Annotated in this window: 12 protein-coding genes; 1 reads left to right on the forward strand and 11 read right to left on the reverse strand. The window is 65.4% G+C overall.

Annotation, left to right across the window (positions count from 1 at the left end; translation table 11 throughout):
- Positions 1-37: 37 nt before the first annotated feature.
- The 5 genes from PV773_RS17280 to PV773_RS17300 all read right to left on the reverse strand — a co-directional run bounded on the left by PV773_RS17280 (position 38) and on the right by PV773_RS17300 (position 6,825).
- The gene (locus PV773_RS17280) at positions 38-1,996 is read right to left on the reverse strand and encodes a DUF2817 domain-containing protein (protein WP_347967547.1); all 1,959 of its coding nucleotides are present in this window, start codon (positions 1,994-1,996) and stop codon (positions 38-40) included.
- The gene (locus PV773_RS17285) at positions 1,989-3,479 is read right to left on the reverse strand and encodes an FAD-binding oxidoreductase (protein ID WP_347967548.1); all 1,491 of its coding nucleotides are present in this window, start codon (positions 3,477-3,479) and stop codon (positions 1,989-1,991) included. Before PV773_RS17285 ends, PV773_RS17280 begins: the two co-directional genes overlap by 8 nt.
- Positions 3,476-4,576, reverse strand: coding sequence for a histidinol-phosphate transaminase (hisC, locus tag PV773_RS17290; protein WP_347967598.1), 1,101 nt, complete (start codon positions 4,574-4,576; stop codon positions 3,476-3,478). The genes PV773_RS17285 and hisC overlap by 4 nt, the downstream gene beginning before the upstream one ends.
- Positions 4,577-4,666: 90 nt before the next feature.
- Entirely contained in the window at positions 4,667-5,788 is a 1,122-nt protein-coding gene (locus tag PV773_RS17295; protein WP_347967549.1) for a 2Fe-2S iron-sulfur cluster-binding protein, read from the reverse strand.
- Positions 5,785-6,825 (reverse strand): aromatic ring-hydroxylating dioxygenase subunit alpha, encoded by a 1,041-nt coding sequence (locus PV773_RS17300; protein ID WP_347967550.1) that lies wholly within the window; start codon positions 6,823-6,825, stop codon positions 5,785-5,787. Before PV773_RS17300 ends, PV773_RS17295 begins: the two co-directional genes overlap by 4 nt.
- Before the next feature lie 142 nt (positions 6,826-6,967).
- Between PV773_RS17300 and PV773_RS17305 the strand changes: the two genes are divergently transcribed.
- Positions 6,968-7,885, forward strand: coding sequence for a LysR substrate-binding domain-containing protein (locus tag PV773_RS17305; RefSeq protein WP_347967599.1), 918 nt, complete (start codon positions 6,968-6,970; stop codon positions 7,883-7,885).
- Between the two features lie 69 nt (positions 7,886-7,954).
- Here PV773_RS17305 and ugpC read toward each other — a convergent pair whose 3' ends face one another.
- The 6 genes from ugpC to PV773_RS17335 form a co-directional block, all read right to left on the reverse strand.
- The gene (gene ugpC / locus PV773_RS17310) at positions 7,955-9,025 is read right to left on the reverse strand and encodes a sn-glycerol-3-phosphate ABC transporter ATP-binding protein UgpC (protein ID WP_347967551.1); all 1,071 of its coding nucleotides are present in this window, start codon (positions 9,023-9,025) and stop codon (positions 7,955-7,957) included.
- A 4-nt stretch (positions 9,026-9,029) separates the two neighbouring features.
- Positions 9,030-9,878, reverse strand: a complete 849-nt coding sequence (locus tag PV773_RS17315) for a carbohydrate ABC transporter permease (protein ID WP_347967600.1) — start codon at positions 9,876-9,878, stop codon at positions 9,030-9,032.
- Entirely contained in the window at positions 9,878-10,801 is a 924-nt protein-coding gene (locus PV773_RS17320; protein WP_347967552.1) for a sugar ABC transporter permease, read from the reverse strand. Before PV773_RS17320 ends, PV773_RS17315 begins: the two co-directional genes overlap by 1 nt.
- Before the next feature lie 177 nt (positions 10,802-10,978).
- A complete protein-coding gene (locus tag PV773_RS17325) occupies positions 10,979-12,256 on the reverse strand; it encodes a sugar ABC transporter substrate-binding protein (protein ID WP_347967553.1) in 1,278 nt (425 codons plus the stop codon).
- 36 nt (positions 12,257-12,292) lie between these two features.
- A complete protein-coding gene (locus PV773_RS17330; RefSeq protein WP_347967554.1) occupies positions 12,293-13,480 on the reverse strand; it encodes a PLP-dependent transferase in 1,188 nt (395 codons plus the stop codon).
- Complete coding sequence (locus PV773_RS17335; RefSeq protein WP_347967555.1) at positions 13,477-14,205, reverse strand: FadR/GntR family transcriptional regulator; 729 nt, start codon at positions 14,203-14,205, stop codon at positions 13,477-13,479. Before PV773_RS17335 ends, PV773_RS17330 begins: the two co-directional genes overlap by 4 nt.
- Positions 14,206-14,291: the final 86 nt, after the last annotated feature.

The following is a 14,291-nucleotide window of genomic DNA, read 5'->3' on the forward strand; positions in this document are numbered from 1 at the left end:
GCTGGGCGCCCTGTTGCTCCGTCGTCGCGCCGGGCCGTCAGAGCGTCCTTGCCAGGAACTGGCGCAGGCGCTCCGAACGCGGATTGGCGAAAAGCTCCGCCGGCGCTCCCTCCTCCTCCACCTTGCCGCGGTGGAGGAAGAGGATCTTGTGCGACACCTCGCGCGCGAACTGCATCTCGTGCGTCACGAGGATCATGGTGTTGCCTTCCTCGGCGAGCTGGCGGATGACGCGCAGCACCTCGCCGACGAGTTCTGGGTCGAGCGCGGAAGTCGGCTCGTCGAGCAGGATGACCTTGGGCCGCATCGCAAGCGTGCGGGCGATGGCCGCCCGTTGCTGCTGGCCGCCCGACAGCTGGCCGGGATACTGGGCGTGCTTGTCGGAAAGCCCGACCTTCTTGAGCAGCGCGTGCGCGCGCTCGGCGGCTTCGTCGCGCCGTTCCTTCAGGACATGCACCGGGGCCTCGATGATGTTCTCGAGCACGGTCAAATGCGGCCAGAGGTTGAAGCTCTGGAACACCATGCCGACGCGGGCGCGGATTCGCTCGACCTGACGCATGTCGGCGGGATGGATGCTCCCGTCCGACGCTGCCTTCATCCGGATTTCTTCGCCGTCGACGATAATGCGGCCACCATTGGGCTGCTCGAGCAGGTTGATGCAGCGCAGGAAGGTGCTCTTGCCCGACCCGGACGAGCCGATCATCGACACCACCTCGCCGGCCCTGGCTGACAGGTCGACGCCGCTCAGCACTTCCAGCTGGCCGAAACGCTTGTGCAGGTCGAGCACCTCGACCGCGGCCGTCTGCCGGCTCGCCGGATGCGGCTGCACGATGGTTGCGGTCGCGGGCTTCGGCGCTGATAGCGGCTTGTTCTCCAGCTCACCATCGATCGCCTTGAGGTCGGCGAATGCGCGGTCGAAATAGCGCAGGCTCGTGTTCAGGCAGTTCCACTGCCAGTCCGGGTCCTCCGGGATGAAGGCCGCCCGCAGATTGGCCTTGATGCGCTGGCCGAGCGGAGAGTCGACCTTGCCGAAGACATGCAGCCAGTTGTCGGCCTGCACCGCGTCCATGACGGTCGGTCCGTCGAGCGTGCCGCACTCGACGACCAGAGGCAGAACGCGGGCCTCGGGCATGGCTCTTCGGACCGCGGCCGAAACGTAGCCGGTGGCAGTGGCGGCTATTCCGGTGTCGGTCGTGGCGTCTCTGCCGGTGAGTACCGCGGAGAGGGCCGGACCGAAGATCGACTTGCCCCATGCAAGCCCGCCATGTTCGGTTTCTGCGACCGACAGCAGGGCCGGGTAGCCATAGGGGCCGGCGCCGGTGTGCAGGTCAAAGACCACGACGTGATGCGCCTGGCCCGCAAACGTAGTGAGGATGTCGCCGAGCGTGCGGTTCGACCAGACCGGTCCAGCGCCGCCGTAGAACAGCCCGTCGGGAAAATCGTACTGTCCGGCTTCGACGATGGGGGCCAGGCCGGCGTGGCCGCCGAGCCTTTGCTTTGCCGCCGCCAAGGCCTCGTCGGCCTTGTTGCGATCCGGGCCCTCCCACTCGTGGCAGACCAGGGCCTCGTGCAGGGTTGCGTATCTGTCGTTCTTCGGCGCGCCCGCCTGCCAGTCGATGAAGTTGCGGTTGAGGTCGACATTGTCCTCGTTAACGCGCCGCGACCAGGCTGTTCCCCATGGGTTGATGAGGTGGATGGCGAGCACGGCCGTGTCTTCCGGCAATCGCCGGGGCGAGTTCTCCTCGAGCCACGCAGTCTGGCAAGCTGAACCGAACTGGCCTTCGACGCCATGGGTGCCGGAGATCAGCACCATCAGTTTCGCGGCGTTGCGACGGCCAAGGTAGGCGACGTCCGTGGCGAGCGCCTCTCCGGCCGGTCCATGGAGGGGGTGCAGGTATTCCGTGAGCTCAGCGCCTGCACGCGCGGCAGCGGCGCGGAATCGCTGGCGGAGCTCCGCGTAATCGACGGAGTAGGATCGGCTTGCTGGGGTGTCACGCATCGGACGGGTTTCCGCGCTCGTTGCTGTCTTTGGCAGGAAGTGGAGCAAGGGGCAGGACCTTTCCTGGATTCATCAGTTTCAGGCCGTCGAGAGTGTCCTTGACGTGCATCATCAGGTTCAGCTTGCCCGGATCGGCCGTGGCGAGCAGCGACCGGATGCGCTTGGAGCCGACCCCGTGTTCGGCCGAGAACGAACCCCCGAGGGCTGCGAGATCGGCGTAGAGAACTGCTTCGATTGCCTCGGCGACAGGCTGCGGCAGCGGACCCTGCCGGTTGAGAATGATGTGAAGGTTGCCGTCGGCGAGATGGCCGAAGACGTAAGGTTCCAGGTCGTCGTCGATGGCGGACAGCCCTGCGAGGATCCTTTCGACATAGGTATCGATTTCCGACAACGGCACCGACACGTCATACGAAGGCGCTGCTTCATACGCCCGATAGATCACGTCGGTGTCCTCGCGCAGCTGCCACAAGACCTCTTCCTGGCGCTTCGACCCGGCGACGATGCCTATGGTCTCGGGGTGGCGTTCGAGGAGTTCGACGAACAGCCTCTCGAACTCGGCCCGCAGTATCTCCTCGCGTGCGCCGCCGAACGCCAGGAGCAGATAGACCGGCAGGTCGAGGTCGAAGCCGGGCTCCGCCCAGCCATGTGCCGAGGCGGCCAGCCCGATATAGGGTCGCCACATGGCCTCGGCCGCCCGCAACTGGCCGCCCTCGCTGTCGAGCGCCAGCCGGATGAGTTCGAGCGCAGCCCCCACCGAAGGCAGGCCGAACAGCGCCGTCGCGGTGGCCCGCGGCGTGGGGTCGAGCTTGACCACCACCCTGGTGACGATGCCGAGCGTGCCTTCCGCACCGATGAACAGGTGCTTCAGGTCGTAGCCGGCGGCATTCTTCACCACCCGCGTCATGTCGGAGTAGACCGTGCCGTCGGCCAGCACCGCTTCGAGACCGAGCACCCGGTGGCGCATGACGCCGTTGCGGAAGGCCATGACGCCGCCGGCATTGGTCGAGACCATGCCGCCTATGGTGGCGCTGCCGCGCGCAGCGAGATCGATGCCCGGTTCCAGCCGGTGCTCCAGCGCGGCCACCTGCAAGGCTTCGAGGCTCACGCCCGCCTGGACGACAGCCGTGCGTTCGACCGGATCGAGCCGTTCGATGCGGCTCATCCTAGCGAGCGACAGAACGATTTCGCCGGGCCGCGAGATGCCGCCACCGACCAGTCCCGTTCGCCCGCCATGGGCGACGACCGGAACGCCATGCCGACGGCAAAGCTGTACCACGGCCGCGACCTCTTCGGTCGAACCAGGCGAAACGATGATGCCGGCGCCCAGATTGTCCGGGTGCTGGCCCGGATCGACGTCCGCTCCCGCGCCGGTGCGCACGTTTTTGACTCCGACGATCGTGCGAAGGCTGCCGATCAGGTCGTGCGGAACCTCGGCCAGGTCAGGGGCTTCATGATTGGCGGGGTTCGCCTGCGAGCCCTTCATCGACGTGCCATCCCTTCGAGGGCGCGGATCAGTCGGTCGTTGTCGCCGGACGAGCCGATCGTCACGCGCAGATAGCGCTCATAGCCCTTCTCGCGCCAGGCCTTGACGATGATTCCTTCCTTGAGAAGGGCAGCGGCGACGGCGGAACTGTCGGTGCCGCAGTCGAAGAACAGGAAGTTGGTCTGGGAAGGCGCAACCTTGAATCCCAGCCTTTCGAGCGCGGCTGCTACACGAATACGCTTTTCGCGCAGCCGGGCGACCGAGGCCTGCATCCAGGCTTCGTCACCAAGCGCCGCGATGGCTGCCGCCTGGGCCGCGGCGTTGACGTTGAACGGCGTCTTGGCTGCTGCCACAAGCCTCGCCAGCGCGGCGTCGGAGCAGACGGCGTAGCCGACGCGCAGTCCGGCAAGTCCATAGGCCTTGGAAAAGGTGCGCAGCACGATGTAGGCGACACCGCTGCCGCGCAGCATCTCAAGCCCGTCGGGGCTGGAGCCGTCGGCGAATTCGAAATAGGCCTCATCGAGGACAAACAGCGTGCCGGGCCGGATCGCCGTAAGCAGCCGCTCGAGCGACGCTGCGTCGAGCGCCGGACCGACAGGGTTCCACGGCGAGGATAGGAATACGAGGTTGGGTCCGGCGGCGATGGCTCCTTCGAGCGCCGCGATGTCGAAACCGAGATCGTCGGTCATCGCCACCTTGGCGACCGCAGCACCCTGCGCCAGTGGTTCGATCTCGTGCAGGCCGAAGCTCGGAACGACCGTGACGACCGAAGCGCCTGGCAGGAGCGCGGCACGCGAGATCGCGGCGATCATCTCTTCGGAGCCGTTGCCGACGACGATTGTTTCCGGATCGACTGCAAGCTTCCGTCCGAGGGCGGCACGCAGGGCGGTGCATGCCGGATCGGCGTAACGCCACGGTTCCAGCGTTGGCGAAGCAAGGGCCGCGAGAACTGCCGGCGAACACCCGTCCGGGTTTTCGTTGCTGGCTAGGCGGGCGATGTCGTCGCGGCCCGAGATCGAGCGGGCAACTGCCACGTTCATGCCGGCATTATAGGGCGGCAGGGCGGCGACATTCGGATTGATCGCCAGGCTGGCCATCGAGGTATTTTCGAGTGGGTTATCCACGCCAATGCTTCCGTTCTCGGGGGTTCTACCTGGAGTTCGTACCGATGTTGGGCGCGCGCCCTGTCATAGGTCCAAAACGATCGATCCTTGCGGCTTGGAGCAGCACAACAACACCTCGCCGGGGCCAAGTTCGTCGAGCGGCTCCTCGAAATAGGCGACGTCGCCGGAGACCAGTTGCGACTTGCACGTGCCGCAGATGCCGGCGCGGCAGCTGAATTCCGGTGCAAGGCCCTGGTCCTCGGCGAAGGCAAGCAGCGACTCGGCCGTCGCGTCCCATATGGCCGTGCGACCCGACCTGCGGAATTCGACCATGGTCGCATCTGCAGGTGCGGGGGCAAACGCGGGCTCGGGTCTCGACGCGACCGCAGGCGTCGATGCCGGAGCGGGCTCCAGCAGAGTCGCGGGGCCGAAGAACTCGTAGGCGATGCGCTGTCTCGGCACGCCGAAGCCGCGCAGGATGCCGTGCACGGCCTGCATGAAAGGTGAGGGGCCGCACAGATAGAAGTCGTAGTCGTCGATCGGCAGCAGGCCCTGCAGCAGCTCGCGCGTCACCACGCCTTCGCTGTGATGGCGGCCGGCGGCCCGGTCCCGTTCCGTCGGAAAGCGGTAGCAGAAATGCACCGTCACCCCGGGTCGCGACGCGGCGAGCGCCTCGACCTCGTCGCGCAGCGCATGCACGTCGCCATTGTCGCAAGCATGGACGAACAGCACCCGCCTGTCGGTCGTCGTGAGCGCGTGTAGCATCGACACCAGAGGCGTGAGCCCGACCCCGCCGCTCAGCAGCACCACCGGTCGCCGGCTATTGCCGTCCAGCACGAAATCGCCGCGCGGACCTTCGGCCACGAGCACGTCACCGACCTCTATCTGGTCGTGCAGGAAACAGGAGCTCAGCCCGTCGGGGACGCTGGGGGAGGGGGCTGCCTCGCGCTTGACCGTGATGCGGTAGCGGCCTGGCTGCGCGGGCGAACAGGAGACGCTGTAGTTGCGCAGCACGAAGTCGCTGCCGCCTGCCGTCGGAATTCGGAACACCAGGAACTGCCCGGGCTCGAAGCCGCGCCAGCCTTCCGGCTCCGCTGGTTCGAGGTGGAAGGAGGTGATGTTGCTGCTCTCGCGCAGCTTCGCCACCACCTTCAGGTCGCGGAACCCGTTCCTGCGTGTGCTGACGGGAGCGGCGAAGGCATTCATTCGGCGGCCGCCAGCTGCTGTTCCTCGGCTGCGATCAGCTTGGCCAGATTGCGGCGGAAGCGGAGCGGGCCGACGTCGATCTTGAGATCGAGATTGGGGGAGCGCTTGTTGGCCATGCCCTTGTGCACGGCATTGAGCACCACTCGGTCCTCGTCGAAGGCCCCGCGCACCGACTTGGCGAACTGGCGCGAGATCTCTTCGTCGTCCGGCGCAAAGTTGCGCATCTGGAACCAGTAATATTTGGTGTGGTTCTCGTCGACGGGCGTCATGAAGTTGTAGCTGTCCATGAGGAAGACGTCCTCGTGGAGGGGCTTGCCTTCGCCGCCGGTGTTGGCCGGCACGAAGATCGCCTTGATGATGGCGTTGCTCGGATAGCGTACCTCGTAGTGCTGCTTGCGGTCGCAGTTGCCGGCGAACTTGAGATAGGGCGCATAGAACGGCGCCGGCTCGACGTCGATCATCCAGCGCCAGACGGTGACGCCGTCCTTGCCGACGGTGGTCTCAAGCGGCGCCGCCTCGGCGGCCGAATTCCCGAACGAACTCTGATGCACCCAGGCGACATGCGAGGGGTCCAGCAGGTTGTCGGTCATGTAGAGGTAGTTGCAGTCGAGTGTCATCGACTCGCCGCGGTTCACGCCCCAGGCGGGATCGCCCCAATGCTCCACCTCGAAGATCCTGGCCGGGTCGGCCTGGGCCGCGTCGCCCATCCACACCCAGAGCAGGCCATAGCGTTCGGCGATGGGATAGCTGCGCACCTGGGCAACGTGCGGAATCTTTTCTGCGCCAGGGACGCGGGTGCAGGTGCCGGTGCAGTCGAAGGTCAGGCCGTGATAGCCGCACTCGACGTTGTCGCCCTTGATGCGGCCCATCGACAGCGGCAGCTTGCGGTGCGGGCAGGCATCTTCCAGCGCTGCGACGACGCCGTCCGTCTTGCGGTAGAGGACGATCTCCTCACCCAGCAGCTTGACCGGCTTCAGCTCGTTTCGGCCGACCTCGTGGTCCCACGCGGCGACATACCAGCAATTTCTCAGAAACATGGCCGCTTCCTCCGTGAGACCTTGTCTTTCGGGAAGGAGGCTAGCGCGGGGGTATCCGCGTAAAAAGAGCTTGCAGCTGTGTTCTATTTTAGAAAAACTAAAACAAACAGGCTGGATCAGATACGTGAAGAAATCCCCGCCCTTGCGCGCGATACAGGCCTTCGAGGCCTTTGGCCGGCTCGGCAGCGTCACCGGCGCGGCCGACGAACTCGGCGTGTCGCCCGGTGCGATCAGCCAGCAGATCCGCAAGGCGGAAGAGGCGCTTGGCGTTTTGCTTCTCGAGCGGCGCGGCAGGACGGTCACGATGACCTCCTGGGGACGGATGTACCACTCGGCCGTGTCGGCGGGCTTCGATCGCATCCGTGAGGCAGCCGACCTGCTCGAGCGAACACGGTCGGAAAGCACGCTCACCGTGTCGTGCCTGCCCTCGCTCGCCAGCAAGTGGCTGGCGCCGCAGCTCTTCGACTGGCAGGCGTATCATGCCGGCGCGACGCTTCGGCTGATCGGCGCCGAGCCCGAAGTCCGCTTCGGCGAGGATCAGGTCGACTTCCGCATTTCCTACGGCGCCAAGATTCGCGACTACGACCACTATGCCGAACTGTTCACGGACTGGGTGGTGCCCGCCTGCTCGCCTGCTCTGCTGGAGCGACTGCCGCTGCGGACGCCGGCCGACATCCTCGAACGGCCGCTGCTCGGCATCGAATGGGCGCGTGACCACCGTTCGCCGCCGACCTGGGCCGAGTGGGCGTCGAGCATCGGCCAGAAATATCGGCGAAACGCCGGCGAGGTCGCGTTTTCGCTGTCGAGCGCGGCAATCGATGCCGCAATCAGCGGTCGAGGCTTCGTGCTCGCGCAACTTTCCATGGCTGCCGAAGACATTGCCGCAGGTCGCCTGGTCGTGCCGTTCGACCTGCCGCTGCGCCTGCCGGATCCCTATTTCCTCGCCTGGGACCGTTCGGCGCTGCAAAAGCCGAACGGGGCCGAACTGCGCGCCTGGATCGTGCTGGTCGCCAACCGGCAGGACGCCCGCTACGCGCATTTGCACCAGCGGCGGCGCTGATGCCTTAGGTGCTTTCGTTCGAACGCAGCGAGACGTGCGCCTCGAGCAAGAGGCCCTGTGTTCCAGGCCTCAGCCCATGCGCCGGCCGGTCCCGGGATCGAACAGGTGCAGGCTTTCCGGGCTGGCCGCGAGCCGCACCGTGTCGCCGGGCTTCACCGAAACGCGCCCCATGGCGAATACGCAGATCTGCTGGCCGGCCATGCGCGCGTAGAATTGCGTCGACATGCCCAGCGGCTCGACCACCTCGACTTGGGCTGCCAGCGGCCCGTCCGCCTGGACGCGCAGATGCTCCGGCCGGATGCCCATCGAAATCTTGTCGCCGGCCGTCAGCGGCAACTCGGCAGGCACTGCCAGCTTCTGGCCGTCGGCAAGCACCGCGATGGCCTGCCCCCCCGAGCGCTCCACTGTCGCCGGCAGGAAGTTCATGCCCGGCGAGCCGATGAAGCCGGCGACGAAGCTGTTGGCCGGCCGGTCGTAGAGTTCGAGCGGCGCCCCCACTTGCTGGACCACCCCGTCATGCATGACGACGATGCGGTCGGCCATGGTCATCGCCTCGACCTGGTCGTGGGTGACATAGACCGACGTTGTCTTGAGCTGCTGGTGCAGCGCCTTGATCTCGGTGCGCATATGCACGCGCAGCTTGGCGTCGAGATTGGACAGTGGCTCGTCGAACAGGAACACTTTTGGATCGCGCACGATGGCGCGGCCCATGGCGACGCGCTGGCGCTGGCCGCCCGACAGCTGGCGCGGCAGCCGCTTGAGCAGCTTGTCGAGGCCGAGCCGGTCGGCGGCGCTAGACACGCGGTTGTCGATGGCGCCCTTGTCGGTCTTTCTGAGCGCCAAACTGAAGCCCATGTTGGCCGAGACGTCCATGTGCGGGTAGAGCGCGTAGGACTGGAACACCATGGCGATGTCGCGGTCCTTCGGCGCGACGTCGTTGACGACGCGCTCGCCGATGCGGATCTCGCCGGCCGAGACCTCTTCCAGCCCGGCGATCATCCGGAGCAGCGTGGACTTGCCGCAGCCGGAGGGGCCGACGAGCACCACGAACTCGCCGTCCGAGATCTCCAGGTCGACCGCCTGCAGCACGTTGAGCGCGCCGTAATTCTTCTGAACCCTGTCGAGCGAAACGGATGCCATCGGCTTACCCTTTGACGGCGCCGGCAGTAAGGCCGGTCACGAGATAGCGTTGCAGGAATGCGAAGAAGATGCAGACCGGGATGAGCGCCAGGATCGAGGCGGCCATCATCTGCCCCCAGTCGACGGCGAACTTGCCAATGAAGGTGAGCAGGCCGACGGCGAAGGTCTTCTGGCCTTCGCTGGAGATCAGCATCAGGGCGAACAGCAGTTCGCTCCAGGCGGCGGTGAAGACGAAGCCGAGCGTCGCCCCCATGCCGGGCAGCGTCAGCGGGATGATGACGCGGCGCAGCGCCTGGGCGCGGGTGCAGCCGTCGATCATCGCAGCCTCTTCCAGGTCCTTCGGAATGCCGTCGAAGAAGGACTGCATGAGGAAGGTGGCGAAGGCGGTGTTGAAGGCCGTGTAGATGATGATCAGGCCGGTCAGGCTGTTGGTCAGCCCGATCTCGCCCATGATGCGGTAGATCGGCGGGATCACCATCACCAGCGGGAAGGTCTGCGTGAGCAGCAGAGCGATCGCCACCGTCGTCTTGCCGCGGAACGAGAAGCGCGACATGGCGTAGCCCGCAGCCGAAGCGATGACGGTGACGACGAGTGCCGTGGTCACCGACACGATGACGCTGTTGAGGAAATAGAGCGGGAAGTCGCTCGCCCTCAGCACCGTGGCATAGTTCTCGAAGGTCGTCGCCGACGGCCACAGCGTGATGCCCTCGGAATAGAGCAGCGACTGCGGCGTGACCGAGATCTTGAAGGTCCAGTAGATAGGGAACAGCGCGAAGATGACATAGGCGCCGATGGCCGAATAGAGGCCGATGCCGCCGAGGATGCGCGAGGAAGTAGAACGTCCGGCGATCATCACGAATACCTCGCAAGCGAGCGGCGGATGCCGATCAGCACCACGGCGTAGAGGATGAGGAGCACGAGCAGCAGCACGGCGACTGCCGAGGCATAGCCCTTGTCGAGCGACTTGAAGGCGCTGACATAGATGTAGGTCGCGACCGTGTTGGTGGAGCCGGCCGGCCCGCCTGAGGTCATGACGAAGATCAGGTCGGCGAAGGTCGCGATCCAGATCGTGCGCAGCATCACGGTGATGGCGATGGTCGGCGCCAGGAACGGCAGCGTCACCTTGGAAAAGCGCTGCCACGGCGTCGCGCCGTCGATGGCGGCCGCCTCGTGCAGCTCCGACGGGATTGACTTCAGCGCCGCCAGAAGCGTGATGGCGAAGAACGGGATGCCGAACCAGACATTGGCGATGATCGGCCCCCACATGGCGATCTTGGGATCGGCCAGGATGTTGCTCGGCTCGGCCATGATGCCCATGGCATAAAGCCAGTGCGGCAGCGGCCCGACGATGGGGTTGAACAGCCAGGCCCAGGTGAGGCCGGACAGGAACGACGGCACAGCCCAGGGCAGAAACACCACCGCCTGCACCACCTTGCGGCCATAAAACGGCCGGTCGAGCAGAAGCGCCAGCCCGAGGCCGAGGAAGAACTGGAAGAACAGGCTGCCGACCGTCCACCACAGCGTGTTCATCAGCGCCTGGGCGAGCAGCGGATCGGAGAACAGCGCCTGGTACTGGCCAAGGCCGACATATTCGGACCTGAAGGCCGAGAATTTGCGCAGCGAATAGCTGATGCCGATGATCAGCGGCACGAGCAGCACCGTGCCCAGCAGGATCAGGGCCGGGCCGAGATAGAGCCAGGGCTCGAGTGCAGGCAGGGAGCGTCCTCTGCGCCGGGCCTTCTCGGCGGTTCCGATTTCGGAGACTGCATATGTCATGGCGATACTCTCGTCATGTCCAAAGGAGCCGTCCCACGCCCCGCCCGGCCTCGCGTGACAAGGGAGGAGGGGCTTGGCAGCGATGCCGGAGCCTTCACCGCAGCGGGAAGGCGACGATGCAATTCGGGGCGTGGGGACGGCAAGGAGTGCGAGGCGCGAACGCCCCGACGTGGCCGCCTACTTCTTGTTCTTGGCCATCCAGTCCTGCTGCTCCTTGGTCAGGAACGCAGCCCACTCGTCGGCGATGTCCTTGGCCGGGCGCTGGCCGAGCAGCACCTCCTGGAAGTTCTTGACCGAGACCTGGTCATAGAAGTTGCCGAGATTTTCGAGATGGACCGGCGGCGTCACGAACTCGAACTTGTCGGGGCTGTTCAGCTCCTCGAACCAGCCCTTGAACTGCTCGGTCTTGAAGTGCGGATCGTCGGCGGCGCTGTTGTGGATCGGCAGCACGCCCACTTCCTTCGCCCAACCGATATTGTTTGCGGGCGAAAGCAGCGTCGACATCAGCTTCCAGGCGTCTTCCTTGACGTCGGAATTGGCGAACATCGACCAGCCGGCATAGCCGAGCGTCGGATAGGATTTGCCGGAGGGGCCGGCCGGCATGGGTGCCACCGCGAAGTCCTCCGGCTTCATCTTCTCGGCGATGCCGATCAGCGCATCCGGATCCTGGTCGAGCATCGCGCATGTGCCGGAGTAGAAGCCGGTCACGATCTCGTTGAAGCCCCAACTGACGCTGTCCTTCGGTGCGTAGCCGTTCTTGTAGATATCGGCCAGCATCTGCAGGCCCTTGACGGAACCTTCCTCGTTGATGGTCGAGGTGCCGTCCTGGTTGAAGTAGCCGCCCTTGCCGTTGGCGATGTTCATGAACATCTGCACGCCGTTGAAGCCGCCGGGCCCGCCGCGCAGGCAGTAGCCATACTTGCCGTCCAGCGCCGAGATCTTCTTGTTGGCCTCCATGAACTCGTCGAGCGTCGTCGGGGCCTTGTCGAGGCCTGCCTCCTTGAACAGCTTCTTGTTCCAGAACATGGCCCGGAGATAGTAGCCGTAGGGGATCATGTACTGCTTGCCGTCGACCACCGAGCCGAACTGCTTGGCGCGGTCGCCAAGGGTCGCGGCATCGCCCCACTTGGCCATGTAGGGTCCGAGATCCTCGAGCTGGCCGTTGGTGCCGTAGAGGCCGAGCCAGCGCTCAGGCATCTCCACGATGTCGGGGGTGTCGCCCGCCTGCACCATGGTCAGGAACTTTTCGAAGGCCTGGCCCCAGGGCAGCGATACCAGCTCGACCTTGACGCCCGGATTGGCCGCCTCGAACTCGGCGATCTGCTTCTTCAGGAATTCGGTGCGCGGCGGGCTGGTGATGACCTCGACCATCTTGATCGTCGAGTCCGCCAGCGCCGTGCCGGCCGACAGGGCGAGGCCGATGGCCGTCGCGAACAACACTCCGTACTTCGTCATTACAGTCACTCCCATTTAGCTCTGTTTTTGAAGCTGTTATTTCTTTGCCGCCTCGAAGGCCCGACCAATGTCGGCCCAGAGATCCTCCACGTTTTCCAGCCCGACATTCAGCCTGATGGTCCGCGGGCTGACCCCGAACCGGCCGATCGAATTGGCATCCGGCGTCTGCTGCAACGACGCGAGCGCAGGCACCACCAGGCTTTCGTGCCCGCCCCAGCTGACACCGATGCGGAACAGCTCGAGCGCGTCGACGAAGCTAGGCACGTCGACGTCGTCGGTCACCTCGAAGGAGAACAGGCCCGAGAAGCCCGCAAGCGTACGCTTGCCCGGATGGTTGGAGTAGGCGGGGTGGTTGACGCGCTCGACATGGGCATGGCCCTTCAGCCGCTCGGCGATGGTGAGCGCGCTCTTCATGTGGTGCGGCAGCCGCAGCGGCAGCGTGCGCAGGCCGCGCAGCAGCAGCCAGGCCTCGAAGGGCGAAAGCTTTGCGCCGAGATAGGGATAGGTGCGCTCGTTGATGCGGCGTATGTGCTCGGCCGAGCCGGCAACCACGCCCGCGACGGTATCGCTGTGGCCGCCGAGATATTTGGAGGCGGAGTGCATGACCAGGTCGACGCCGTGCAGGATCGGCTTCTGGAACAGCGGCGTCGCCCAGGAATTGTCGACGACGGTGATTATGCCGCGCTCGCGCCCCATACCGGTCAGCAATTCGAGGTCCTGCAGCTCGAACATCATCGAGGTCGGGCTTTCGAGGTAGAGCATCGCAGCACCCGGCAGCGCGGCGGCGACCGCGTCCGCATCGGAGCCGTCGACATAATCCACCTTGATGCCGAGATGCGGCAGAAGCCGCTCGAACAGGCGGTAGGCATCGCCGTAGCAGTTGCGTATGGCGACGATGCGCTGGCCGCTGCCGACGAAGGCGAGCACGGTGGAGCTGATCGCCGCCATGCCGCTGGAGAAGCCACGCGCGGCTTCCGCGCCCTCGAGCGCCGCGATGCGGCTCTCGAACTCCATGACGGTCGGGTTGTTGCCGCGCGAATAGATCGGGCGGGTGCTGCGGCCGGCGAAGGTGTCGGCCATGTCGGCATAGTTGTCGAAGGTGAAGAGCGACGTCTGGTAGATCGGCGGCACCACTGCCCCGCCAGGGAAGGGATCGTCGTGCGCCAGAAGCGTCGCCGCTTCGGCGATGTAGTCCCTGTCGAAATCGCTCGTCCGGTCGTTCATCTGATGTCCGCAAGTTTGAGATTGGCCGCACCGCGCCGGAGGTCGTCCTCGACGGTGGCAATGAGTTTCAGCGCTTCGGCGCGCGCGCCTTCGGCGTCATGCGCGACGATCCGATCGTAGAGCGTGCGGTGGTAGGGAAAGCTGGCATGGCCGAAATCGCGCACGCCAAGGGGATGTTCCCAGAAGCGGTGGAACGCCTCGTGCATGGCCGAGATGATCTGTCCGAACAGGGGATTGCCCGAGACGCTGTAGATGGCGAGGTGGAAGTCCCAGTCTTCCTCGGATGACATGCCGGCGTGGGCATGGAAGGACTCCTCCATCACGTCGAGCTTTTCGCGGATGAAGGCGATCTCCTTGGGGCCGGCGCGCTGGGCGCAGAGCGCTGCGGCCTCGGCCTCCAGCGCCCGGCGGATCTCCAGCGTCTGCATCAGGCTTTCGAAGTCGTTGCCCGAGGCGAAGGTCAGCGGCAGGTGGAACATGTCGCGCGACACGGCCGCCTTGAGGTAGGTGCCGCTGCCCTGGCGGCGCTCGACGAGACCTAGTCCTTCCCAGCGCGTCAGGGCCTCGCGTACCGTCGTCCGGCTGACCTTCAGGCGCTCCGAGAGGACGCGCTCGGTGGGCAGGCGGTCGCCCGGCTGCAGCCCCTCGACGGTGACGAAATCCGCCAGCACGTTGAGCACGGCATCGTCGCGCGCAGTAGGCCTTATCGACTGAAGGGTCGACATTCGCACCTCGAAATTGGTCAGACCATTGTGCCAATTTGTGCCGATTGAGCGCGGGCTTGTCAAGGTTCTCATTTAGATTTGTAGGA

Source organism: Mesorhizobium sp. CC13 (genome assembly GCF_039907765.1).
Classification (GTDB): Bacteria; Pseudomonadota; Alphaproteobacteria; order Rhizobiales; family Rhizobiaceae; genus Aminobacter.

Excerpts from the sequence above, each read along its gene's own strand:
- PV773_RS17285 (WP_347967548.1), bottom strand. The coding sequence starts at position 3,479 with ATGAAGGGCTCGCAGGCGAACCCCGCCAATCATGAAGCCCCTGACCTG.
- PV773_RS17300 (WP_347967550.1), bottom strand. The coding sequence starts at position 6,825 with ATGTTTCTGAGAAATTGCTGGTATGTCGCCGCGTGGGACCACGAGGTC.
- PV773_RS17320 (WP_347967552.1), bottom strand. The coding sequence starts at position 10,801 with ATGACATATGCAGTCTCCGAAATCGGAACCGCCGAGAAGGCCCGGCGC.
- PV773_RS17325 (WP_347967553.1), bottom strand. The coding sequence starts at position 12,256 with ATGACGAAGTACGGAGTGTTGTTCGCGACGGCCATCGGCCTCGCCCTG.
- PV773_RS17295 (WP_347967549.1), bottom strand. The coding sequence starts at position 5,788 with ATGAATGCCTTCGCCGCTCCCGTCAGCACACGCAGGAACGGGTTCCGC.
- PV773_RS17315 (WP_347967600.1), bottom strand. The coding sequence starts at position 9,878 with ATGATCGCCGGACGTTCTACTTCCTCGCGCATCCTCGGCGGCATCGGC.
- PV773_RS17280 (WP_347967547.1), bottom strand. The coding sequence starts at position 1,996 with ATGCGTGACACCCCAGCAAGCCGATCCTACTCCGTCGATTACGCGGAG.
- PV773_RS17330 (WP_347967554.1), bottom strand. The coding sequence starts at position 13,480 with ATGAACGACCGGACGAGCGATTTCGACAGGGACTACATCGCCGAAGCG.
- hisC (WP_347967598.1), bottom strand. The coding sequence starts at position 4,576 with ATGGCCAGCCTGGCGATCAATCCGAATGTCGCCGCCCTGCCGCCCTAT.
- ugpC (WP_347967551.1), bottom strand. The coding sequence starts at position 9,025 with ATGGCATCCGTTTCGCTCGACAGGGTTCAGAAGAATTACGGCGCGCTC.
- PV773_RS17335 (WP_347967555.1), bottom strand. The coding sequence starts at position 14,205 with ATGTCGACCCTTCAGTCGATAAGGCCTACTGCGCGCGACGATGCCGTG.